This is a genomic window from Sinorhizobium sp. CCBAU 05631, from assembly GCF_002288505.1.
GTDB lineage: Bacteria > Pseudomonadota > Alphaproteobacteria > Rhizobiales > Rhizobiaceae > Sinorhizobium > Sinorhizobium fredii_C.
On the sequence record NZ_CP023064.1, the window covers coordinates 725,521 to 740,525 of the forward strand.

Sequence of the window (15,005 nt, forward strand, 5' to 3'; positions counted from 1 at the left end):
AGACCATGGGTATCAGCAGATATGCAATGCTGGGCGCATTCGCCCTTGCCAGCCTTTCCTTGCCGGCCTTGTCCGCAAGTGCAGAAGATGTGACCATTAGCGTCTGGTCGCTCGACAGGGACATCCAGCCGGCGCCGAACTTGATAAAAGATTTCAACAAACTCAACACGGGAATTAAAGTCGAATATCGGCAGATCCAGTTTGATGACGTGGTCAGCGAGGCAATGCGCGCCTATTCAACCGGACAGGCGCCGGATATCATCGCGGTCGATAATCCCGAACACGCGCTCTTCTCCTCGCGCGGCGCCTTTCTCGATCTCACCGACAAGATCGCGAAATCCTCGGTGGTCAAGCCGGAGAACTATTTTCCAGGACCGCTCGCCTCGGTGACTTGGGACGGCAAGTATTACGGCATTCCGAAGGCGACCAACACGATCGCGCTTTACTACAACAAGGACATGTTCAAGGCGAAAGGCCTTGATCCGAACAAGCCGCCGCAGACCTGGGACGAACTGGTGGAGGCGGCGCGCAAGCTGACCGACCCGGCCGCGAACGTGTACGGCCTTGCCTTCTCCGCCAAGGCAAACGAGGAGGGAACCTTCCAGTTTCTGCCCTGGGCGCAGATGGCCGGCACCAGCTACGACAACATCAACTCCGAGGGTGCGGTGAAGGCGCTCGAGGTCTGGAAGACCATTCTCGACGAGAAGCTCGCTTCTCCCGATACCCTTACGCGCGGCCAATGGGATTCGACCGGCACATTCAACTCGGGCAATGCGGCGATGGCGATTTCCGGCCCATGGGAACTTGACCGCATGATCAAGGAGGCGAAGTTCGACTGGGGCGTCGCACTGCTGCCGGTGCCGCAAGTGGGCGCCGAGCGCTCCTCTGCCATGGGTGACTTCAACTGGGCGATCTTCTCGAGCACCAAGCATCCGGAAGAAGCTTTCAAGGTGTTGGAATACTTCGTTTCGCAGGATGATAGGATGTTCAAGGATTTTGGGCAGTTGCCGGCCCGTTCCGATATCGCTATTCCGCCGACCGGCGAACCGCTCAAGGACGCGGCGCTCAAGGTATTCCTCGAACAGTTGAAATACGCCAAGCCGCGCGGTCCGCATCCGGAGTGGCCGAAGATCTCCAAGGCTATCCAGGACGCTATCCAGGCGGCCTTGACCGGCCAGATGAGTTCCAAGGACGCGCTCGATCAGGCTGCCGAAAAGATTAAGTCGGTTCTGGGCTGACTAGCGTCCGCCGCTCCCGCGGGCGGCGCATTCGTCGGCGGGTCATTGCATCCGCCTCGAGTTTCCTCCCGAGAGAGGCGATCTGCGGCTTCGGCCGAGATCGCCTCCGGGGATGGGGGATAGCCAATGAAGAAAATACTAGCCAGCGTCACGGACGGAAAAGGCTTCGACATCGGCCTCGTTCTGCTACCGCTCGCCTTCCTGTTCGTCATGTCCGGGCTGCCGCTCGTCTACAACGTCGTTATGAGCTTCCAGGAAGTGGACATGTTTAGCCTGGGCACCTTCGCCCGGCCTTTCGTCGGCTTCAAGAATTACGTCGACCTGTTCTCGCAACCCGAAACCCGGCCCATCCTCGTCAATACCGCGCTTTTCGTCAGCGCTTCGATCGCCGGCCAGTTCCTCATCGGCTTCGCCCTCGCCCTGTTCTTCTGGATGAACTTTCCAGGAGCGTCCTGGATGCGCGGCCTCTTTCTCGTCTCCTGGGTGATGCCCGGTCTGGTCGTCGGCGCCATCTGGAACTGGATCCTTTCCGGCGATTTCGGCGTGCTCAACTTCTTCCTGCGGGAGATAGGCATCATCGAAGGCAATATCTTCTGGCGCTCCGATCCGCACTATTCGCTCTGGGCGGTGATCATCGCCAATATCTGGCTCGGCACCTCCTTCAACATGATCCTTCTTTCGGTCGGTTTGTCGGGCATACCGAAGGACCTTTTCGAGGCGGCCGAGCTCGATGGAGCGAACGCATTGCAGCGCTTCTTCACGATCACCCTGCCGATGATGCGTTCGACGATCGGCGCAATCATCGCGCTCGGCCTGATCTTCACTCTGCAGCAGTTCGACCTCTTCGCCGGCATTACCTCGGGCGGGCCGAACAACTCGTCCAACGTGACGCAGTATTGGGCTTGGGACCTTTCATTCCGGCAATACGACTTTGCCAAAGGGGCGACGATCTCGGTGATCATGATCGTCTTCGTGATGCTCGCTTCCATTGTTTATGTGCGCTCCACCCGCCACGAGGTCCGAGGATGACCGACGATTTCCGCAATCGGCTGATGTTTGCCGTCGCGCTCGTTCTGGCGGCCATCTACCTCTTCCCGCTCTATTGGATGTATATCACTGCGCTGAAAACCGGTTCGGCGATGTTCGCAACGCCGCCGAAATTCCTGCCGAGCGATCCCCAATGGAACATCTACGAGTTCGTCTGGCAAAGCCGCAACATGGGACGCTACCTGTGGAACTCGCTGGTCATCGCCTTCGGCGCCGTTTCGCTGATCGCGGTGCTCGGCGTCGGCTGCGCCTATGTCCTCGCCCGCTACCGCAATGCCTGGGTGGACATCGGCCTGTTCCTGATCCTGATGCTTCAGGTGCTGCCGGCCTCGCTGATGGTGACGCCGATCTTTGTCGGCTTCTCGCAATTCGGCCTGCTCGACACGCCGCGGTTTGCCGTCATCCTAGCGATCGCCGCAAAGAGCATGCCCTTCTTCGTCGTGCTCGTCCGGGCGACCTTCATGAGCGTTCCGATAGAACTGGAAGAGGCGGCGCTGGTCGACGGCAATTCGCGCATCGGCGCCTTCTTCAACATCGTCCTGCCGCTTGCGAGAAACGGCATCCTGGTCAGCGCCATCCTGATCTTCATGCAGGCCTTCGGCGAGTTTGTCTATTCGAAATCAATGATCCAGGCGGTCGAATTGCAGCCGGCGAGCGTCGGCCTCAACTCCTTCATGGGGCCGAACACCAATGAATGGAACAACATCATGGCGTACGCCACGATCTATGTGACGCCCATTCTCGCCGCCTTCGTCCTCTTGCAGCGCCGTATCGTTTCCGGCCTCACCTCGGGAGCCCTTAAATGACCCTCCAGATCGAGCTCAACGGCGTCAACAAATATTATGGTGCCTTCCATGCGCTGAAGGACATCAACCTCGCCATAGAGGAGGGGACCTTTGTCGCCCTTGTCGGCCCGTCCGGCTGCGGCAAGTCGACGCTGCTTCGCTCGCTCGCAGGCCTCGAGAAGATCTCGACCGGCGAGATGAAGATCGCCGGCCAGCGGATGAACGACGTTCCGCCGCGCAAGCGCGACGTGGCGATGGTCTTCCAATCCTATGCGCTCTACCCGCACATGACCGTCGAGGAGAACCTCACCTACAGCCTGCGCATTCGCGGCGTGAAGAGAGCGGAAGCCCGGAAGGCAGCCGAAGAGGTTGCCGCGACGACGGGCCTTTCGCACCTGATGAAGCGCTATCCGCGGGAGCTGTCGGGCGGGCAGCGGCAGCGCGTGGCGATGAGCCGCGCGATCATACGCCATCCAAAGGCTTTCCTGTTCGACGAGCCGCTCTCGAACCTCGACGCAGCCCTTCGCGTCCACATGCGTAAGGAAATCCGGGCACTGCACGACCGGCTGCACGCTACGTCAGTCTATGTGACGCACGACCAGATCGAGGCGATGACCATGGCTGACCACGTCGTCGTCATGCGCGACGGCGTGATCGAGCAGCAGGGACGGCCGCTCGACCTTTACGACAGGCCTGCCAACAGGTTCGTCGCCGGTTTCATCGGTTCACCGGCGATGAACTTCATCCCGGCCATCGTCGCGGAGGGCGGGGCGGACGCAATCCTCGATTTCGGCAGGACGCGGGCGAGGTTGACGCTTGCCGCGCGCCTGGCGCCCGGCCTCGCCGTCACCGTCGGCATCCGACCGGAGCATGTCAGGATCGTCACCGCCGGCGAAGGGGCCTTCGACGTCCCGGTCGGCATTGTCGAATCGACCGGCTCGGCCACCTATGTCACCGCCGCGACGCAGCCCGAATTGACCGTGGTCGAGACCGGACGCGGAGAGGTGAAAAGCGGCGACGTCATCGGCCTGGCGATCAATCCGCAGCAACTGCATCTGTTCGATGCGGAAACGGGAACGCGGATCGAAGGGGAAGGCGGTCGCGCGAACCTCCGATTTGTGCCGCGCGCTGCCCCTCATCCCGCTGCCGCGACCTTCTCCCCGTTTTGACGGGGAGAAGGTGGCCGGCAGGCCGGATGAGGGGCGGCCCGCCCAGGGCGCCTGCGAACTTACGCCAAGTTCTCCCGTGCCCTGAGGTCGAGGATCAGCCGTTCCTGCCCCACCCGGATGACGTGCTCCATGGCATGGCGGGCGCCTTCCTCGTTGCGGCGGCCGATTTCCTCGACGATGCGGATATGCGCCAAGGCGACCCGGTCGATTTCGCTGTCGTCCGCCGAGGGGCTGGTCAGCCGGAAGACACCCACGAGTGCGGCTTCGATCAGGCTTCCGACCGACCGCATGAAAGGGTTGAGCGAGGCTTCCAGCAGCCGTAGGTGAAAATCGAGATCGGCTTTCGCCAGCGTCTGGCCACTATGGCCCGCATCCCCCATGGCCACGGCAAGCCGCATCATCCAGGCGATGTCCGCATCAGTCGCGCGGCGGGCCGCGAGGCTTGCGGCATAGGGCTCGAGGGCGAGGCGCACTTCGCTGACATGGCGCAGAAACTCCTCGTCGACGCCGGCGCTGAAATGCCAGGTGAGCACGTCGCCGTCGAACAGGTTCCAGTTGGCCCGCGGCATGACGCGCGTGCCGATCCGCGCCCGGGCCACGACGAGGCCCTTGGCGGCCAGTGTCTTCATCGCTTCACGTAGGACCGTGCGGGAGACGTTGAAGCGTGCCGCGAGTTCAGTGTCGCCGGGTAGCGTTTCGCCGACGGGGAAGTGACCGGAGACGATCGCCTGGCCAAGCTCGTCAACGACGAGCCGATGGCTGGTCCGCTTGCCCGGTTGGTGGCCGAAACCCGACGACGGCATTTTAGGCGGCCCTCCACCTCGTCATGCGTGCTGCCGATCAGGGCGGGAGAGGCGGATGATCCCCTTCTGCAGGAGGATGAAGGCGAAGAGCAGCAGGCCGATCAGGATCTTGGTCCACCAGCTCGAAAGGGTGCCGTCGAAGGTGATGTAGGTCTGGATGAGGCCTTGGATGAAGATACCGACGAGCGTGCCGGCAACAAAGCCGGAGCCGCCGGTCAACAGCGTTCCGCCGATGACGACCGCAGTGATCGCATCGAGCTCGACGCCGACGGCGGCAAGGGAATAGCCGGCCGAGGTATAGAGCGAGAAGACGATGCCGGAAAGTCCGGCCAGGAGCCCCGACAGCGCGTAGATCCTGACGGTCGTGCTGGCGACCGGCACGCCCATGAGCTTGGCCGTCGCCGTGCCGCCGCCAAGGGCGTAGACATTCGTCCCGAAGCGGGTGCGGTGGGCGATAAGGATGCCGACGGCAAAGACGAGCAGCATCAGGCCGCCGATCAGTGTGATGCGCCCGCCGCCAGGCAGCTTGAAATAGAGGCTCTTCAGCGTCGCGTAGAAGGGGTGCTTGATCGGAATGGAATCGATCGACAGCACGAAGGCCATGCCGCGGGCGAGGAACATCCCGGCAAGGGTGACGATGAAGGCCGGCATTTCGAGATGATGGATGATTGCGCCCATCAGCGCCCCGAAGAGCGTCGTGATGGCGAGCACCAGCACGAAGGCGGCGAGCGGATGGATGCTGGTCTGTTCGAGCACGACCGCAAGGAAGACGCCGGTAAAGGCGATCACCGCGCCGACCGAGAGATCGATGCCGCCGGAAAGGATGACGAAGGTCATGCCGACGGCGGCGATGCCGAGAAATGCGTTGTCGGTCAGCAGATTGCCGATCACCCGCGTCGAAAGCATGTTCGGGTATTGCGCGGCACAGAGCACGTAGCTCAGAAGGAAGATGAGGATCGTCGCCGTAAGCGGAAGATATTTCTGCTTCATTTTGCTTCTCGCTCGGTCGGTTTGCCGGCTGCGCGTGGCATGCTGACGAAGGTGAAGGCGGTCCGGAAACGCGGCGACTGCAGCACCAGGATGAAGACGATGATCGCCGCCTTGATGATCAGGTTGAATTCCGGCGGGAAGCCCGACAGGAGAATGCCGGTGTTGATCGCCTGGATGATGACGGCGCCGAGGACCGATGCGGCGATGCTGAACCGGCCGCCGAGCAGCGACGTGCCGCCGACCACAACCGCAAGGATCGCGTCGAGCTCCAGCCAGAGCCCGGCATTATTGGCGTCGGCCCCCTTGATATCGGCGGCGGCGATGACGCCGGCGATCGCCGCGCACAGGCCGGAAAGGACATAGGCCGCAATCAGCAGCACCGGCGTGAAGACGCCCGAGAGCGTGCTCGCCTCCCTGTTGACGCCCACTGCCTCGACCAGCATACCGAGCGCCGTCTGCCGGACGACGAGCGCGACGAGAATGCCGAAGACCAGCCAGATGACGACCGGCATCGGCAGGCCCAGGAAGGAGCCGCTACCGATGAAAATGAGGCCGGCATCGTTGAAGGTGAGGATGGCGCCCTCGGTGATGAGCTGGGCGATGCCGCGCCCGGCGACCATCAGCACGAGGGTGGCGATGATCGGCTGGATATCGAGGACGGCGACGAGAATGCCGTTCCAAACCCCGCAGAGGATGCCGACGGCAAGGGTGACGAGTAGCGTTTCGGCCAGCGAATGGCCGGAGGTGATCAGCGAGGCGGAGACCGCGCCGCAGATCGCCATCACGGCGCCGACCGAGAGATCGATGCCCTTGGTGGCGATGACGACCGTCATACCGATCGCCAGTAGTACCACGGGCGCGCCGCGGTTGAGGATATCGATGAGGCTGCCGTAAAGCCGGCCGTTCTGAATCTGCAGGTGGAGGAAACCGGGAAAAATGATTGAAATCGCGGTGATGATGATTGCCAGAGCGATCAATTGCGGCAGCAGCCTGCCAAGATAGGTTCGCACGATCGATGTCACGATGCCTCCCGCTCGTTTGCCGCTGCGATCGCTTCGACGATCTGATGCGCTGTAATACGGTCTCCGCCGAGCTCGGCGACGTGGCTGCGGTCGCGCAGCACGACGACGCGGGAGCTATAGGCGACCAGTTCCTCGATTTCGGACGAGATGACAATCAGCGACAGGCCCTTCTCGCGCAGGCTCTCGATCAGCCTGACGATCTCGGCATGCGCGCCGACATCGATGCCGCGGGTCGGTTCGTCTAGGATCAGGAATTCTGGTTCGGTCGCAAGCCAGCGGGCGAGGATCGCTTTCTGCTGGTTGCCGCCGGATAAGAGCTTGATCGGCTTCTCGCGGTCGGCGGTTCGGATGTCGAGCGCTCGAATGTACTGGTCGGCCAGCCGGTTCTGTTCGGCGCGCGAGAGCGGCCGCGTCCAGCCGCGCCTTGCCTGCAGCGCCAGCACGATGTTTTCGCGCACCGACAAATCGCCAACGATACCGGCCGTCTTGCGGTCTTCCGGGCAGAAGCCGAATTTGTGGCGGATCGCCGCCCGCGGCGACGACAGATCGACCGTCTGGCCGTCGATTTCCGCGCTGCCGCTGTCGGCGCGATGGGCGCCGAAGAGCACCTCCGCCGTTTCCGTGCGTCCGGAGCCGAGCAGGCCGGCGATGCCGACCACCTCGCCGGCCCGGACGTCGAGATCGAAAGGATTGATGCGGCCGCGGCGGCCATAGTTCCTGAAGCGGTAGCGCATCCGGCCCTCGGCGGTCGCGGCGCGCACAGAATGAATCTCGGCTGCGAGCTCACGACCGATCATCATGGCGATCAGGTCGCGCCGGTTGAGATCGGACGTTTCGCGCGTGCCGACGAGTTGACCGTTGCGGAGCACGGTGATGCGGTCGGAGATTTCGTAGACCTGTTCGAGGAAGTGGGTGATGAAGATGATGCCGAGGCCGCGCGCCTTGAGGCGCCGGACGATGCGGAAGAGCATGGCGACCTCGTGCGCGTCGAGGCTCGCCGTCGGCTCGTCGAGGATCAGCACCTTGCCGGACAGATCGACGGCGCGGGCGATCGCCACGACCTGCTGGATCGCCACCGAATAGCTTGCGAGGTCGCGGGTGACATCAAGGTCGAGCTCGTATTCGGCAAGCAGCTCACGGGCCTTGCGGTTCATGGTGCGCGTATCGACCATGCCGAAGCGGCGCGGCTGGCGGCCGAGGAACAAATTTTCCGCGACGGTCAGGTTCGGCAGGAGATTGACCTCCTGGTAGACCGTACCGATGCCGAGCCGCTGGGCGTCGAAGGTATCGCGCGGGTCGACTTCGGCACCGTCAAGGAGGATGCTGCCGCCGTCCCTGCGATAGGCGCCGGTCAGGCATTTGATGAGCGTCGATTTGCCGGCGCCGTTTTCACCGAGCAGCGCATGGACCTCGCCGCGCCTGAGGTGAAAGTCGACCTTGTCGAGCGCCTTCGTTCCGGGAAAGCCCTTCTCGATGCGGACGGCCGAGAGAATTTTGTCGTTGCTGGTCTGCATGGAAACTGTCTCTGCACCGGAAGGCGGCGCGATGCCGTTTCGGGGAGTCGCGCGCCATTCCTCGCCAAGGATCAGGCGTTCTTTCCGAGGCGAACGGTGAGACGCCACGGAACATTGTCGGCCCACGCGAGCGGATCGCGTGGGCCGCAAGCGAGATCAGTAACCGAGGCCCTTCTTTTCCTCATAGACCTTCATCGGATCGTCGGCCTGGGTGTAGAGCTTCGATTCCGTCTGGATCCACTTTGCCGGCTCCTTGCCGTCCTTCAGATAGGCAGCAAGCGCATCGAAGGCCGGGCCGGCCATGTTCGGCGTCAGTTCGACCGTGGCGTTGGCTTCGCCGGCGGCCATGGCCTGGAAGATGTCCGGAACGGCGTCGATCGAGACGACGAGGATATCCTTGCCCGGCTTCAGGCCGGCTTCCTTGATCGCCTGGATCGCGCCGACGGCCATGTCGTCGTTATGGGCGTAGAGTGCGCAGATGTTCTTGCCGCCGTCCTCGGCCTTCAGGAAGCTTTCCATGACTTCCTTGCCCTTCGTACGGGTGAAGTCGCCGGTCTGGCTGCGGACGATCTTCAGGTTGTCCTTGCCGGCGAGCGCCGCTTCGAAGCCCTTCTTGCGGTCGATGGCGGGCGAGGAGCCGGTCGTGCCCTGAAGCTCGACGACGTTGCAGGGCTTGCCCGCCACGGTATCGACGAGCCACTTGCCGGCGACATTGCCTTCATGCACGAGGTCCGAAGTCACTGCCGTCAGATAAAGCTCCTTCGGTGCGTCGACGGTGCGGTCGAGCAGGATCACCGGGATTTCGGCATCCTTGGCTTCCTGCAGGACTTCGTCCCAGCCGGTGGCGACGACCGGCGCGAGAAGGATGGCGTTGACGCCCTGGGCGATGAAGGAGCGAATCGCCTTGATCTGGTTTTCTTGCTTCTGCTGCGCATCGGCAAATTTGAGGTCGATGCCGCGCTGTTCGGCCTGCTGCTTCGTCAGCGTCGTCTCCGCGGCGCGCCAGCCGGATTCCGATCCGATCTGGGAAAAGCCGACGACGAGCTCGTCGGCCGAAGCGCTGCCGAAAGTGCAGGCAGCAAGGATCGTTGCACTAGCAAGTGCCTTCACGAATTTCATGATTTCCTCCCAAAGAAAGCTGCTCTCGATGCAGCTGTGGAGAAAAAATCATATAATATTACTTTTGTAAACTCACATTTGAATGCAACTGTTTTTGTTCTTGTGGATTCATCCGCAAAATGTGGGCCTGGTACCTTCTCAAAGTGTCGCCAGCGTGCGGTTGGGGAGCGCGCCCTGATAGAGCTGCTGCAGCCGCACCTTCTCCTCCAGCGCCATGACGATGTCCTCGCCGAAATCGACCCCGTGCGCCGCTTCGATTTCGGGCAGGCCGCCAGGGGTGAAGACATTGGCTTCCAGGACACGGTCGCCGACGATATCGAGTCCGACCAGAAACATACCGTCCTCGATCAGTTTGGGCCGCAGCTTTTCGGCTATGGCGAGAATTTCCGGTGTGACGGTCGCCGGTTCGGCGGTGCCGCTGGCGTGCAGGTTCGAGCGGACATCGCCCTTTGCCGGTACGCGTCGGAAGGCGGCATAGACGCCTTCGCGCTCGAGCGGCCGTCCGTTCATCAGGAAAAGCCGAATGTCGCCGCCGACCGCCTCCGGAAGATAGTTCTGGGCGATCAGGTATCCGGTTCCGCTCGCCGCCTCGAAGATCTGGTTGAGGTTGGCTTCGTCCTTGGAGCGGATCTTGAATACGTTCTTGCCACCGGATCCCTGCAGCGGTTTCAGGATCACGCCGTCCGGATGGTCGTCGATGAAGGCGCGGATTTCCTCGATGCTCCTGGAGATCATCGTCGTCGGTCGCACGACCTCCGGGAAGCCCTGGAAATAGAGCTTGTTCTGCGCCAGCGCCAAGCCGTCGGGGTCGTTGACGACGATGACGCCCCGGGCCGCGGCCAAGCGTCCAAAATTGGTCCCGACATAGACGGCCCAGGGGCGCCGGTCAGCGTCCTCGGAGGGATCGTTTCTGAGGAAGAGCACCTGGATCTCGCTTATCTCCATGGTGGTCACCTTCTCCTGAGCGCTTCTGAGGCTCGCGAGCAGCGTTTCTGGCTTCTTCGGTTTGGAGCCGGTCAGGGTCGTTGCGCGGATGAGCAGGCTGTCGTCCGGGCGGAGCACGAAGTCTCCCGGCGTGACATAGCAGACCTCGTGGCCGCGGGAGAGCGCCGCCAACGCCAGCGACGTCGTCGTGTAATACGTTGCCTCGCCCTCGATGGAGTTGACGAAAAAGGCGATGCGCATGGGCGTCTCCTAACTGTCCAAGAGATCGAGCGGGGACATTCCCGATCGCGCCCTCTCAAGTCGCGCCGGGGTTTGCGGATGGTCGATGAACATGGGGCGCACCGCCGGCGCCCCGATCAGGCCGCGGGCACTGAGCTCCTGCATGACCCGGAAATGCGAGGCCGCGATCTTTCCCATCCAGAAGGGCTCGAGCGCTCCGCCCTCGGCCAGATGGTGAAGCAGTTGCAGGAGCCCCCGCAAATAGATTGCGTCCTTGACCAGCCCGCCGCCGCGATAGACGCGCAACACGACGTTGAAGGCATCCGCCTCCGGCAGGCCGCGCTCACGCGCGAGCAGCCGATAGGTGTCCGGCAGCGAGGCCCCGTCGAGCATGGCGGCGCAGGCAATCACGCGTGCGGCGATCAGGCGCAGCCGTTCGCTCGTCATCCCGCCGGACAGATATTCCGCAAAGACCGCCAGCCCCTCCTGCATGCCCTCGTATCCCGCAAGACCCGAGCGAAACAGGCGCAACCCCTGGGCCGAGCCGTTAAAATAGGTCAGCAGATGAACCCCGATCTCGTGGCTGAGGATCGCTTCGACGCGATCGATCGGCATCAGGGTGCTCCGCGAGATCAGCAATCGCCTGCCCGATACGAGCAAGCCGGAGGGCAGGTCATCCCGCACTTCGACGCGTGCTTCGAAGTCGCTGCAGCGGCGCTGATACTCGGCGATCATTTCGCGCGCGCGTCTTTCGACGAAGTGGCAATCCGCCGGCGGTCGGATCGCCGATGCCGAATGGCGGCTCTTCTTTGCGCCGCTGTCGCTGACGCCAAGGATGGTCTCGGCCACGCGCAGGAGCTCGGCCTCCACGGGACCGTAAAGCGCTCGGCCGAATTCGATGAACTTTGTCGTTTCCCGTGCGGAAAGGATCGAGAGTTGCAGATCGAGCTCCTGCTGCTTCTCCCGGTACAGTTGGTAGAGCACCGGATCCTCGAGATGCTCGAAGGAAATGGAAAAGAGCTTTCGCTTGGCCGCCTCCACCTGCAGCGTCAAGGGTCGATAGAGGAAGCGCGGCGTGCGATCGAAACCGCTGGAGGCAAACTCGCTCCAGGCGGCCTCGGCGTTGATCGGCGTGACGGCAAGCAGGAAATCGAAAGTCGAGGCCACTTCGTCGATGCAGCGGTCGGTGCGCACGACCGCGTCGACAAAGGCCTTCCGCCCCAGGGCGCGATGCGTGGGGGCGGTCAGGCTCCCCGTCGAAGTGGCAAAAGCCGAAAAGGCGTGCAGGCCGGCATCGAAGATCGCAGCGACGAGACGCTCGCGCAGCTCCGGGTAGATGTTGCCCGACTCCTGCTGGCGGTAGACCGGCGCAAAGCGCACGCGCATCGACGGGAAGGGGATGTCGAGCGCCCCGGCCGCGGTTCGCCCGTCTCCCGGCCAGTTGTGGACTTCGACTCGCGGCGTGCGGAACTTGACCTGGATCGCCTCGATGGCTGCGATGAAGGCACGTGCGGCTGCACGAATGGGTCCGGTTTTTTCCGCCGTCACTTCGATCGTGAAGGGCGGCAGAAACGGTTCCTTGTCGGTGAGCAACTCGTCAGAAGCGAGTTCCCCCATTTCGAGCACCATGAAGGCACCGAAGCGGCGTTCTAAGAGAGCCCCGACGGCAGAGACGATCAGTTCGGCGGTCGGGCTGTCCGGCGCGAGAAGATAGGAAGCGTTCGCCTGGGTGATTTCGCGCGCGACGGGAGCATGGCCGACGTCCGAGACATGGACGCAGAGAAAAGGCAGGGCTCGATCGATATGAAGCCGGCCTCCGTCCGGCAGTTCCTTCCGCACCGCCTTGCCCGCTTCGATTGCCGCGAGCGCTTCGGTCAGCCAATTCGGCTGCCCCGCTCTCACAGCGAGGGGTGCGCTTGCCGACTTCATCGCTCCGCCTCCAGGGCGTCGGCGAGGGCCGGCAGCGTCGAGGCGAGCAGTTGCCGGAGCGCGCGAAGCGTCTCGGCGAATGGTTCTCCGGTCCATTCCTCCATGAAGATCTTCTTGAACTCCACGGCGATGGCGCAGCCCGTCTGCGGGAACTGTTCGTGGATGAAGCGCGTCTGGTATCCGCGGCCCTGAAAGGCGATGTTTTCCCGGACATCGAGGCGGCCGCCGGGGAAGTCGAAGGACCGGATCGCTTCCACGAAGCGATCGACGAGCGGCGCCCATTTCTTGCGGTCCATGGAAAAGGTGCCGATATTGACGTCCGGCGCTTCAGCCGCGAACGTCGGCTCCGCCTCGCGGCCGGCGCGACGGTGGTTGTAGCTGTGCACGTCAAGGACGACGAAGCGCCCGTGGCAGCGCTCGATGCCGCTGAGATAGGATTTCAGCATCGCATAATATTCGTCGTGCATGGCGAGCGACGCCTCGGTGATCTCGCTCGGCAGTTCGCCAGTCCAGACGTTGAGACCCCAGGCCTGTTCCGGCCGCAGGTAGATTGCGCCATCGCGCGGCCGGTTGAGATCGACCTCGAAACGGGACCGGTGAACGACGATCCGGTTCGGCACGTCGCGGATGATGAACTCGGTAAAGGGGTCCTCCTCGCGGAGGCGCTCTTCCTCGGTAAGCCCGCAGAGGCGCTTGGCTGCGTCACGCATCGCGTGGCCGTTGTGGATGGCGGTTGCGACGACGGGCGACTGGCCGCGGTGCTGCGTCCACCATTCGCCGGCGGCTGCGAGCGTCAAGTCGGTGACTTCCTGAGCGATGTTCATGTCCATGGTTCCGCTGCCGCATCCGCCCGTCGATGGATGGCATTCGCCAGCTACAATCCCGAACAAAGTTTTTCGGTTCCAAATGTTGGAGGAAGACCAGTCTTCTTACGCGCGATTGATCGTGGGCAGGAAGAGCTCTACTTCCCGCTGCCGCTCGGGGCTGAGCGTTTCGACATTGGTCTTCCAGAACGCCTCGGCCTCGTCCGGCTCCGGCTCCCAATTCCGGATCGACGTCACGTTGTCGTCGATGACCACACGGCGGTGGCCGCCGAGGCGCAGATATTCGTCCGCCAGCTTGCGCGCATTCATCTGTTCCATGGCTTTACTCCACGTTCTTCCCGGTTCAGAACGCCAGCGCCCTCGGAACGTTCCCGGCTTCTGGACGCTCCCGGGACACAGCTATGAAGTTTATACGCTTTTTGCTCTGCGGATGCGAGTTTCTGCGCGGATCGTCCGGCGGGCCGGATTAGGCGCTTTGCGGACCGCTATGCTATCATTCGCGCTTTCCTTGAGCCGTGCAGGGAACAGCGAGATGTAGCGGAAACTGGCTGCCATTCTGGTCGGCGATTTTGTCGCCTCCACGTCGGCGATGGAGCACGACGAGGAGCAGACGATCGCGCGCCTGGTCGATTGCATGACCATCATTGGAGAGATCGTAACCCGCTTCGAGGGCCGGGTCTTCAATACGGCGGGCGACGCCGTCCTCGCGGAATTCTCCAGCCCGGTCAACGCGCTGCGTGCCGCCATGGAGATGCGCGGAGCGATCGCGGCCGTGCCCCGGACTTCGTCGCAGGACATGCGCTTCGGCCTGCATCTCGCCGACGTGGTCGTCGTCGGCGAGGATCTGCGCGGCGATGGCGTCCCGAGGCCCACCGCATCATGGGCGCGATCAAAATGAAGCGCGGCGATTTCGTCGCCTCGCGCTTCCACCATGAACGCGCGATCGAATTGGCGCCGAACGACGCCTACACAGTCGGCCGCTGCGCGGCTTTCTACCTGTTCGCCGGCGAGCCCTTGCGGGCGCTCGAACTCCTCGATCGCGCCGAAACACTGGATCCGTTTCTCCCCGTCTGGATCACCGAGGAGCGGGTAGCGGCTCTTTACGCGCTCGATCGTTTTGAGGACATGTTCGAAGTGGCCCACAAGCTGCCGTTCCAGACGCGCCGCACCTATCTCTATCGGATCGCGGCGCGCATGGCTCGCGGTGAGACACCGCGCGGGGCTGAACTCGTGGCCCAGGCGCTCGCCCTAGACCCCTCACTGTCGGCCGAGTATCTGATTGGCCAGGAGCTTTTCAAGGACAAGGGCATATTGGGGGCGCTGGTCGAACGAACCCGCGCCGCTGGTCTGCCGGCGTCGCGTGACGCGGCTTCTTGCGCTGCCTGAGCCGTGATCCGGAGG

General features: G+C 62.9%; 15 protein-coding genes. 6 read left to right on the forward strand and 9 right to left on the reverse strand.

Annotation, left to right across the window (positions count from 1 at the left end; translation table 11 throughout):
* The first annotated feature begins 5 nt into the window (after nucleotides 1-5).
* The 4 genes from SS05631_RS22995 to SS05631_RS23010 all read left to right on the forward strand — a co-directional run bounded on the left by SS05631_RS22995 (nucleotide 6) and on the right by SS05631_RS23010 (nucleotide 4,239).
* The gene (locus tag SS05631_RS22995) at nucleotides 6-1,238 is read left to right on the forward strand and encodes a sugar ABC transporter substrate-binding protein (RefSeq protein WP_037425610.1); all 1,233 of its coding nucleotides are present in this window, start codon (nucleotides 6-8) and stop codon (nucleotides 1,236-1,238) included.
* Between the two features lie 126 nt (nucleotides 1,239-1,364).
* Nucleotides 1,365-2,267: a sugar ABC transporter permease gene (locus SS05631_RS23000; RefSeq protein ID WP_037425607.1), complete on the forward strand. Its 903-nt coding sequence runs from the start codon at nucleotides 1,365-1,367 to the stop codon at nucleotides 2,265-2,267.
* Nucleotides 2,264-3,091 carry a carbohydrate ABC transporter permease gene (locus tag SS05631_RS23005; protein WP_037425604.1) on the forward strand — a complete coding sequence of 276 codons (828 nt, stop codon included), beginning with the start codon at nucleotides 2,264-2,266 and terminating at the stop codon, nucleotides 3,089-3,091. The genes SS05631_RS23000 and SS05631_RS23005 overlap by 4 nt, the downstream gene beginning before the upstream one ends.
* Nucleotides 3,088-4,239, forward strand: coding sequence for an ABC transporter ATP-binding protein (locus SS05631_RS23010; protein ID WP_037425601.1), 1,152 nt, complete (start codon nucleotides 3,088-3,090; stop codon nucleotides 4,237-4,239). The genes SS05631_RS23005 and SS05631_RS23010 overlap by 4 nt, the downstream gene beginning before the upstream one ends.
* A gap of 59 nt (nucleotides 4,240-4,298) precedes the next feature.
* On the opposite strand, the gene SS05631_RS23015 is transcribed toward SS05631_RS23010, so the two are convergent.
* From SS05631_RS23015 to SS05631_RS23055, 9 genes are all read right to left on the reverse strand, one after another.
* Entirely contained in the window at nucleotides 4,299-5,042 is a 744-nt protein-coding gene (locus SS05631_RS23015; RefSeq protein ID WP_037425598.1) for a FadR/GntR family transcriptional regulator, read from the reverse strand.
* A gap of 21 nt (nucleotides 5,043-5,063) precedes the next feature.
* Nucleotides 5,064-6,032: a galactofuranose ABC transporter, permease protein YjfF gene (gene yjfF / locus SS05631_RS23020; protein ID WP_037425595.1), complete on the reverse strand. Its 969-nt coding sequence runs from the start codon at nucleotides 6,030-6,032 to the stop codon at nucleotides 5,064-5,066.
* Nucleotides 6,029-7,054, reverse strand: a complete 1,026-nt coding sequence (locus SS05631_RS23025) for an ABC transporter permease (RefSeq protein WP_037425593.1) — start codon at nucleotides 7,052-7,054, stop codon at nucleotides 6,029-6,031. Before SS05631_RS23025 ends, yjfF begins: the two co-directional genes overlap by 4 nt.
* Nucleotides 7,051-8,568 (reverse strand): galactofuranose ABC transporter, ATP-binding protein YtfR, encoded by a 1,518-nt coding sequence (ytfR, locus tag SS05631_RS23030; protein WP_037425590.1) that lies wholly within the window; start codon nucleotides 8,566-8,568, stop codon nucleotides 7,051-7,053. Before ytfR ends, SS05631_RS23025 begins: the two co-directional genes overlap by 4 nt.
* Before the next feature lie 156 nt (nucleotides 8,569-8,724).
* Nucleotides 8,725-9,687: a galactofuranose ABC transporter, galactofuranose-binding protein YtfQ gene (ytfQ, locus tag SS05631_RS23035; RefSeq protein WP_037425587.1), complete on the reverse strand. Its 963-nt coding sequence runs from the start codon at nucleotides 9,685-9,687 to the stop codon at nucleotides 8,725-8,727.
* A 138-nt stretch (nucleotides 9,688-9,825) separates the two neighbouring features.
* Nucleotides 9,826-10,872, reverse strand: a complete 1,047-nt coding sequence (locus SS05631_RS23040; RefSeq protein ID WP_037425584.1) for a glutathione synthase — start codon at nucleotides 10,870-10,872, stop codon at nucleotides 9,826-9,828.
* A 9-nt stretch (nucleotides 10,873-10,881) separates the two neighbouring features.
* Nucleotides 10,882-12,780, reverse strand: a complete 1,899-nt coding sequence (locus SS05631_RS23045) for a flavohemoglobin expression-modulating QEGLA motif protein (protein ID WP_037425582.1) — start codon at nucleotides 12,778-12,780, stop codon at nucleotides 10,882-10,884.
* Nucleotides 12,777-13,610: an N-formylglutamate amidohydrolase gene (locus SS05631_RS23050; RefSeq protein ID WP_037425580.1), complete on the reverse strand. Its 834-nt coding sequence runs from the start codon at nucleotides 13,608-13,610 to the stop codon at nucleotides 12,777-12,779. Before SS05631_RS23050 ends, SS05631_RS23045 begins: the two co-directional genes overlap by 4 nt.
* Before the next feature lie 99 nt (nucleotides 13,611-13,709).
* On the reverse strand, nucleotides 13,710-13,922 hold the full coding sequence (locus SS05631_RS23055) for a hypothetical protein (protein WP_037425578.1): 213 nt from the start codon (nucleotides 13,920-13,922) through the stop codon (nucleotides 13,710-13,712).
* Nucleotides 13,923-14,238: 316 nt separating this feature from the next.
* Here SS05631_RS23055 and SS05631_RS32075 point away from each other — a divergent pair, with 316 nt between their 5' ends.
* Nucleotides 14,239-14,502, forward strand: a complete 264-nt coding sequence (locus SS05631_RS32075) for a hypothetical protein (RefSeq protein ID WP_244412366.1) — start codon at nucleotides 14,239-14,241, stop codon at nucleotides 14,500-14,502.
* Nucleotides 14,499-14,990: a hypothetical protein gene (locus SS05631_RS32080; RefSeq protein WP_244412364.1), complete on the forward strand. Its 492-nt coding sequence runs from the start codon at nucleotides 14,499-14,501 to the stop codon at nucleotides 14,988-14,990. Before SS05631_RS32075 ends, SS05631_RS32080 begins: the two co-directional genes overlap by 4 nt.
* Nucleotides 14,991-15,005: the final 15 nt, after the last annotated feature.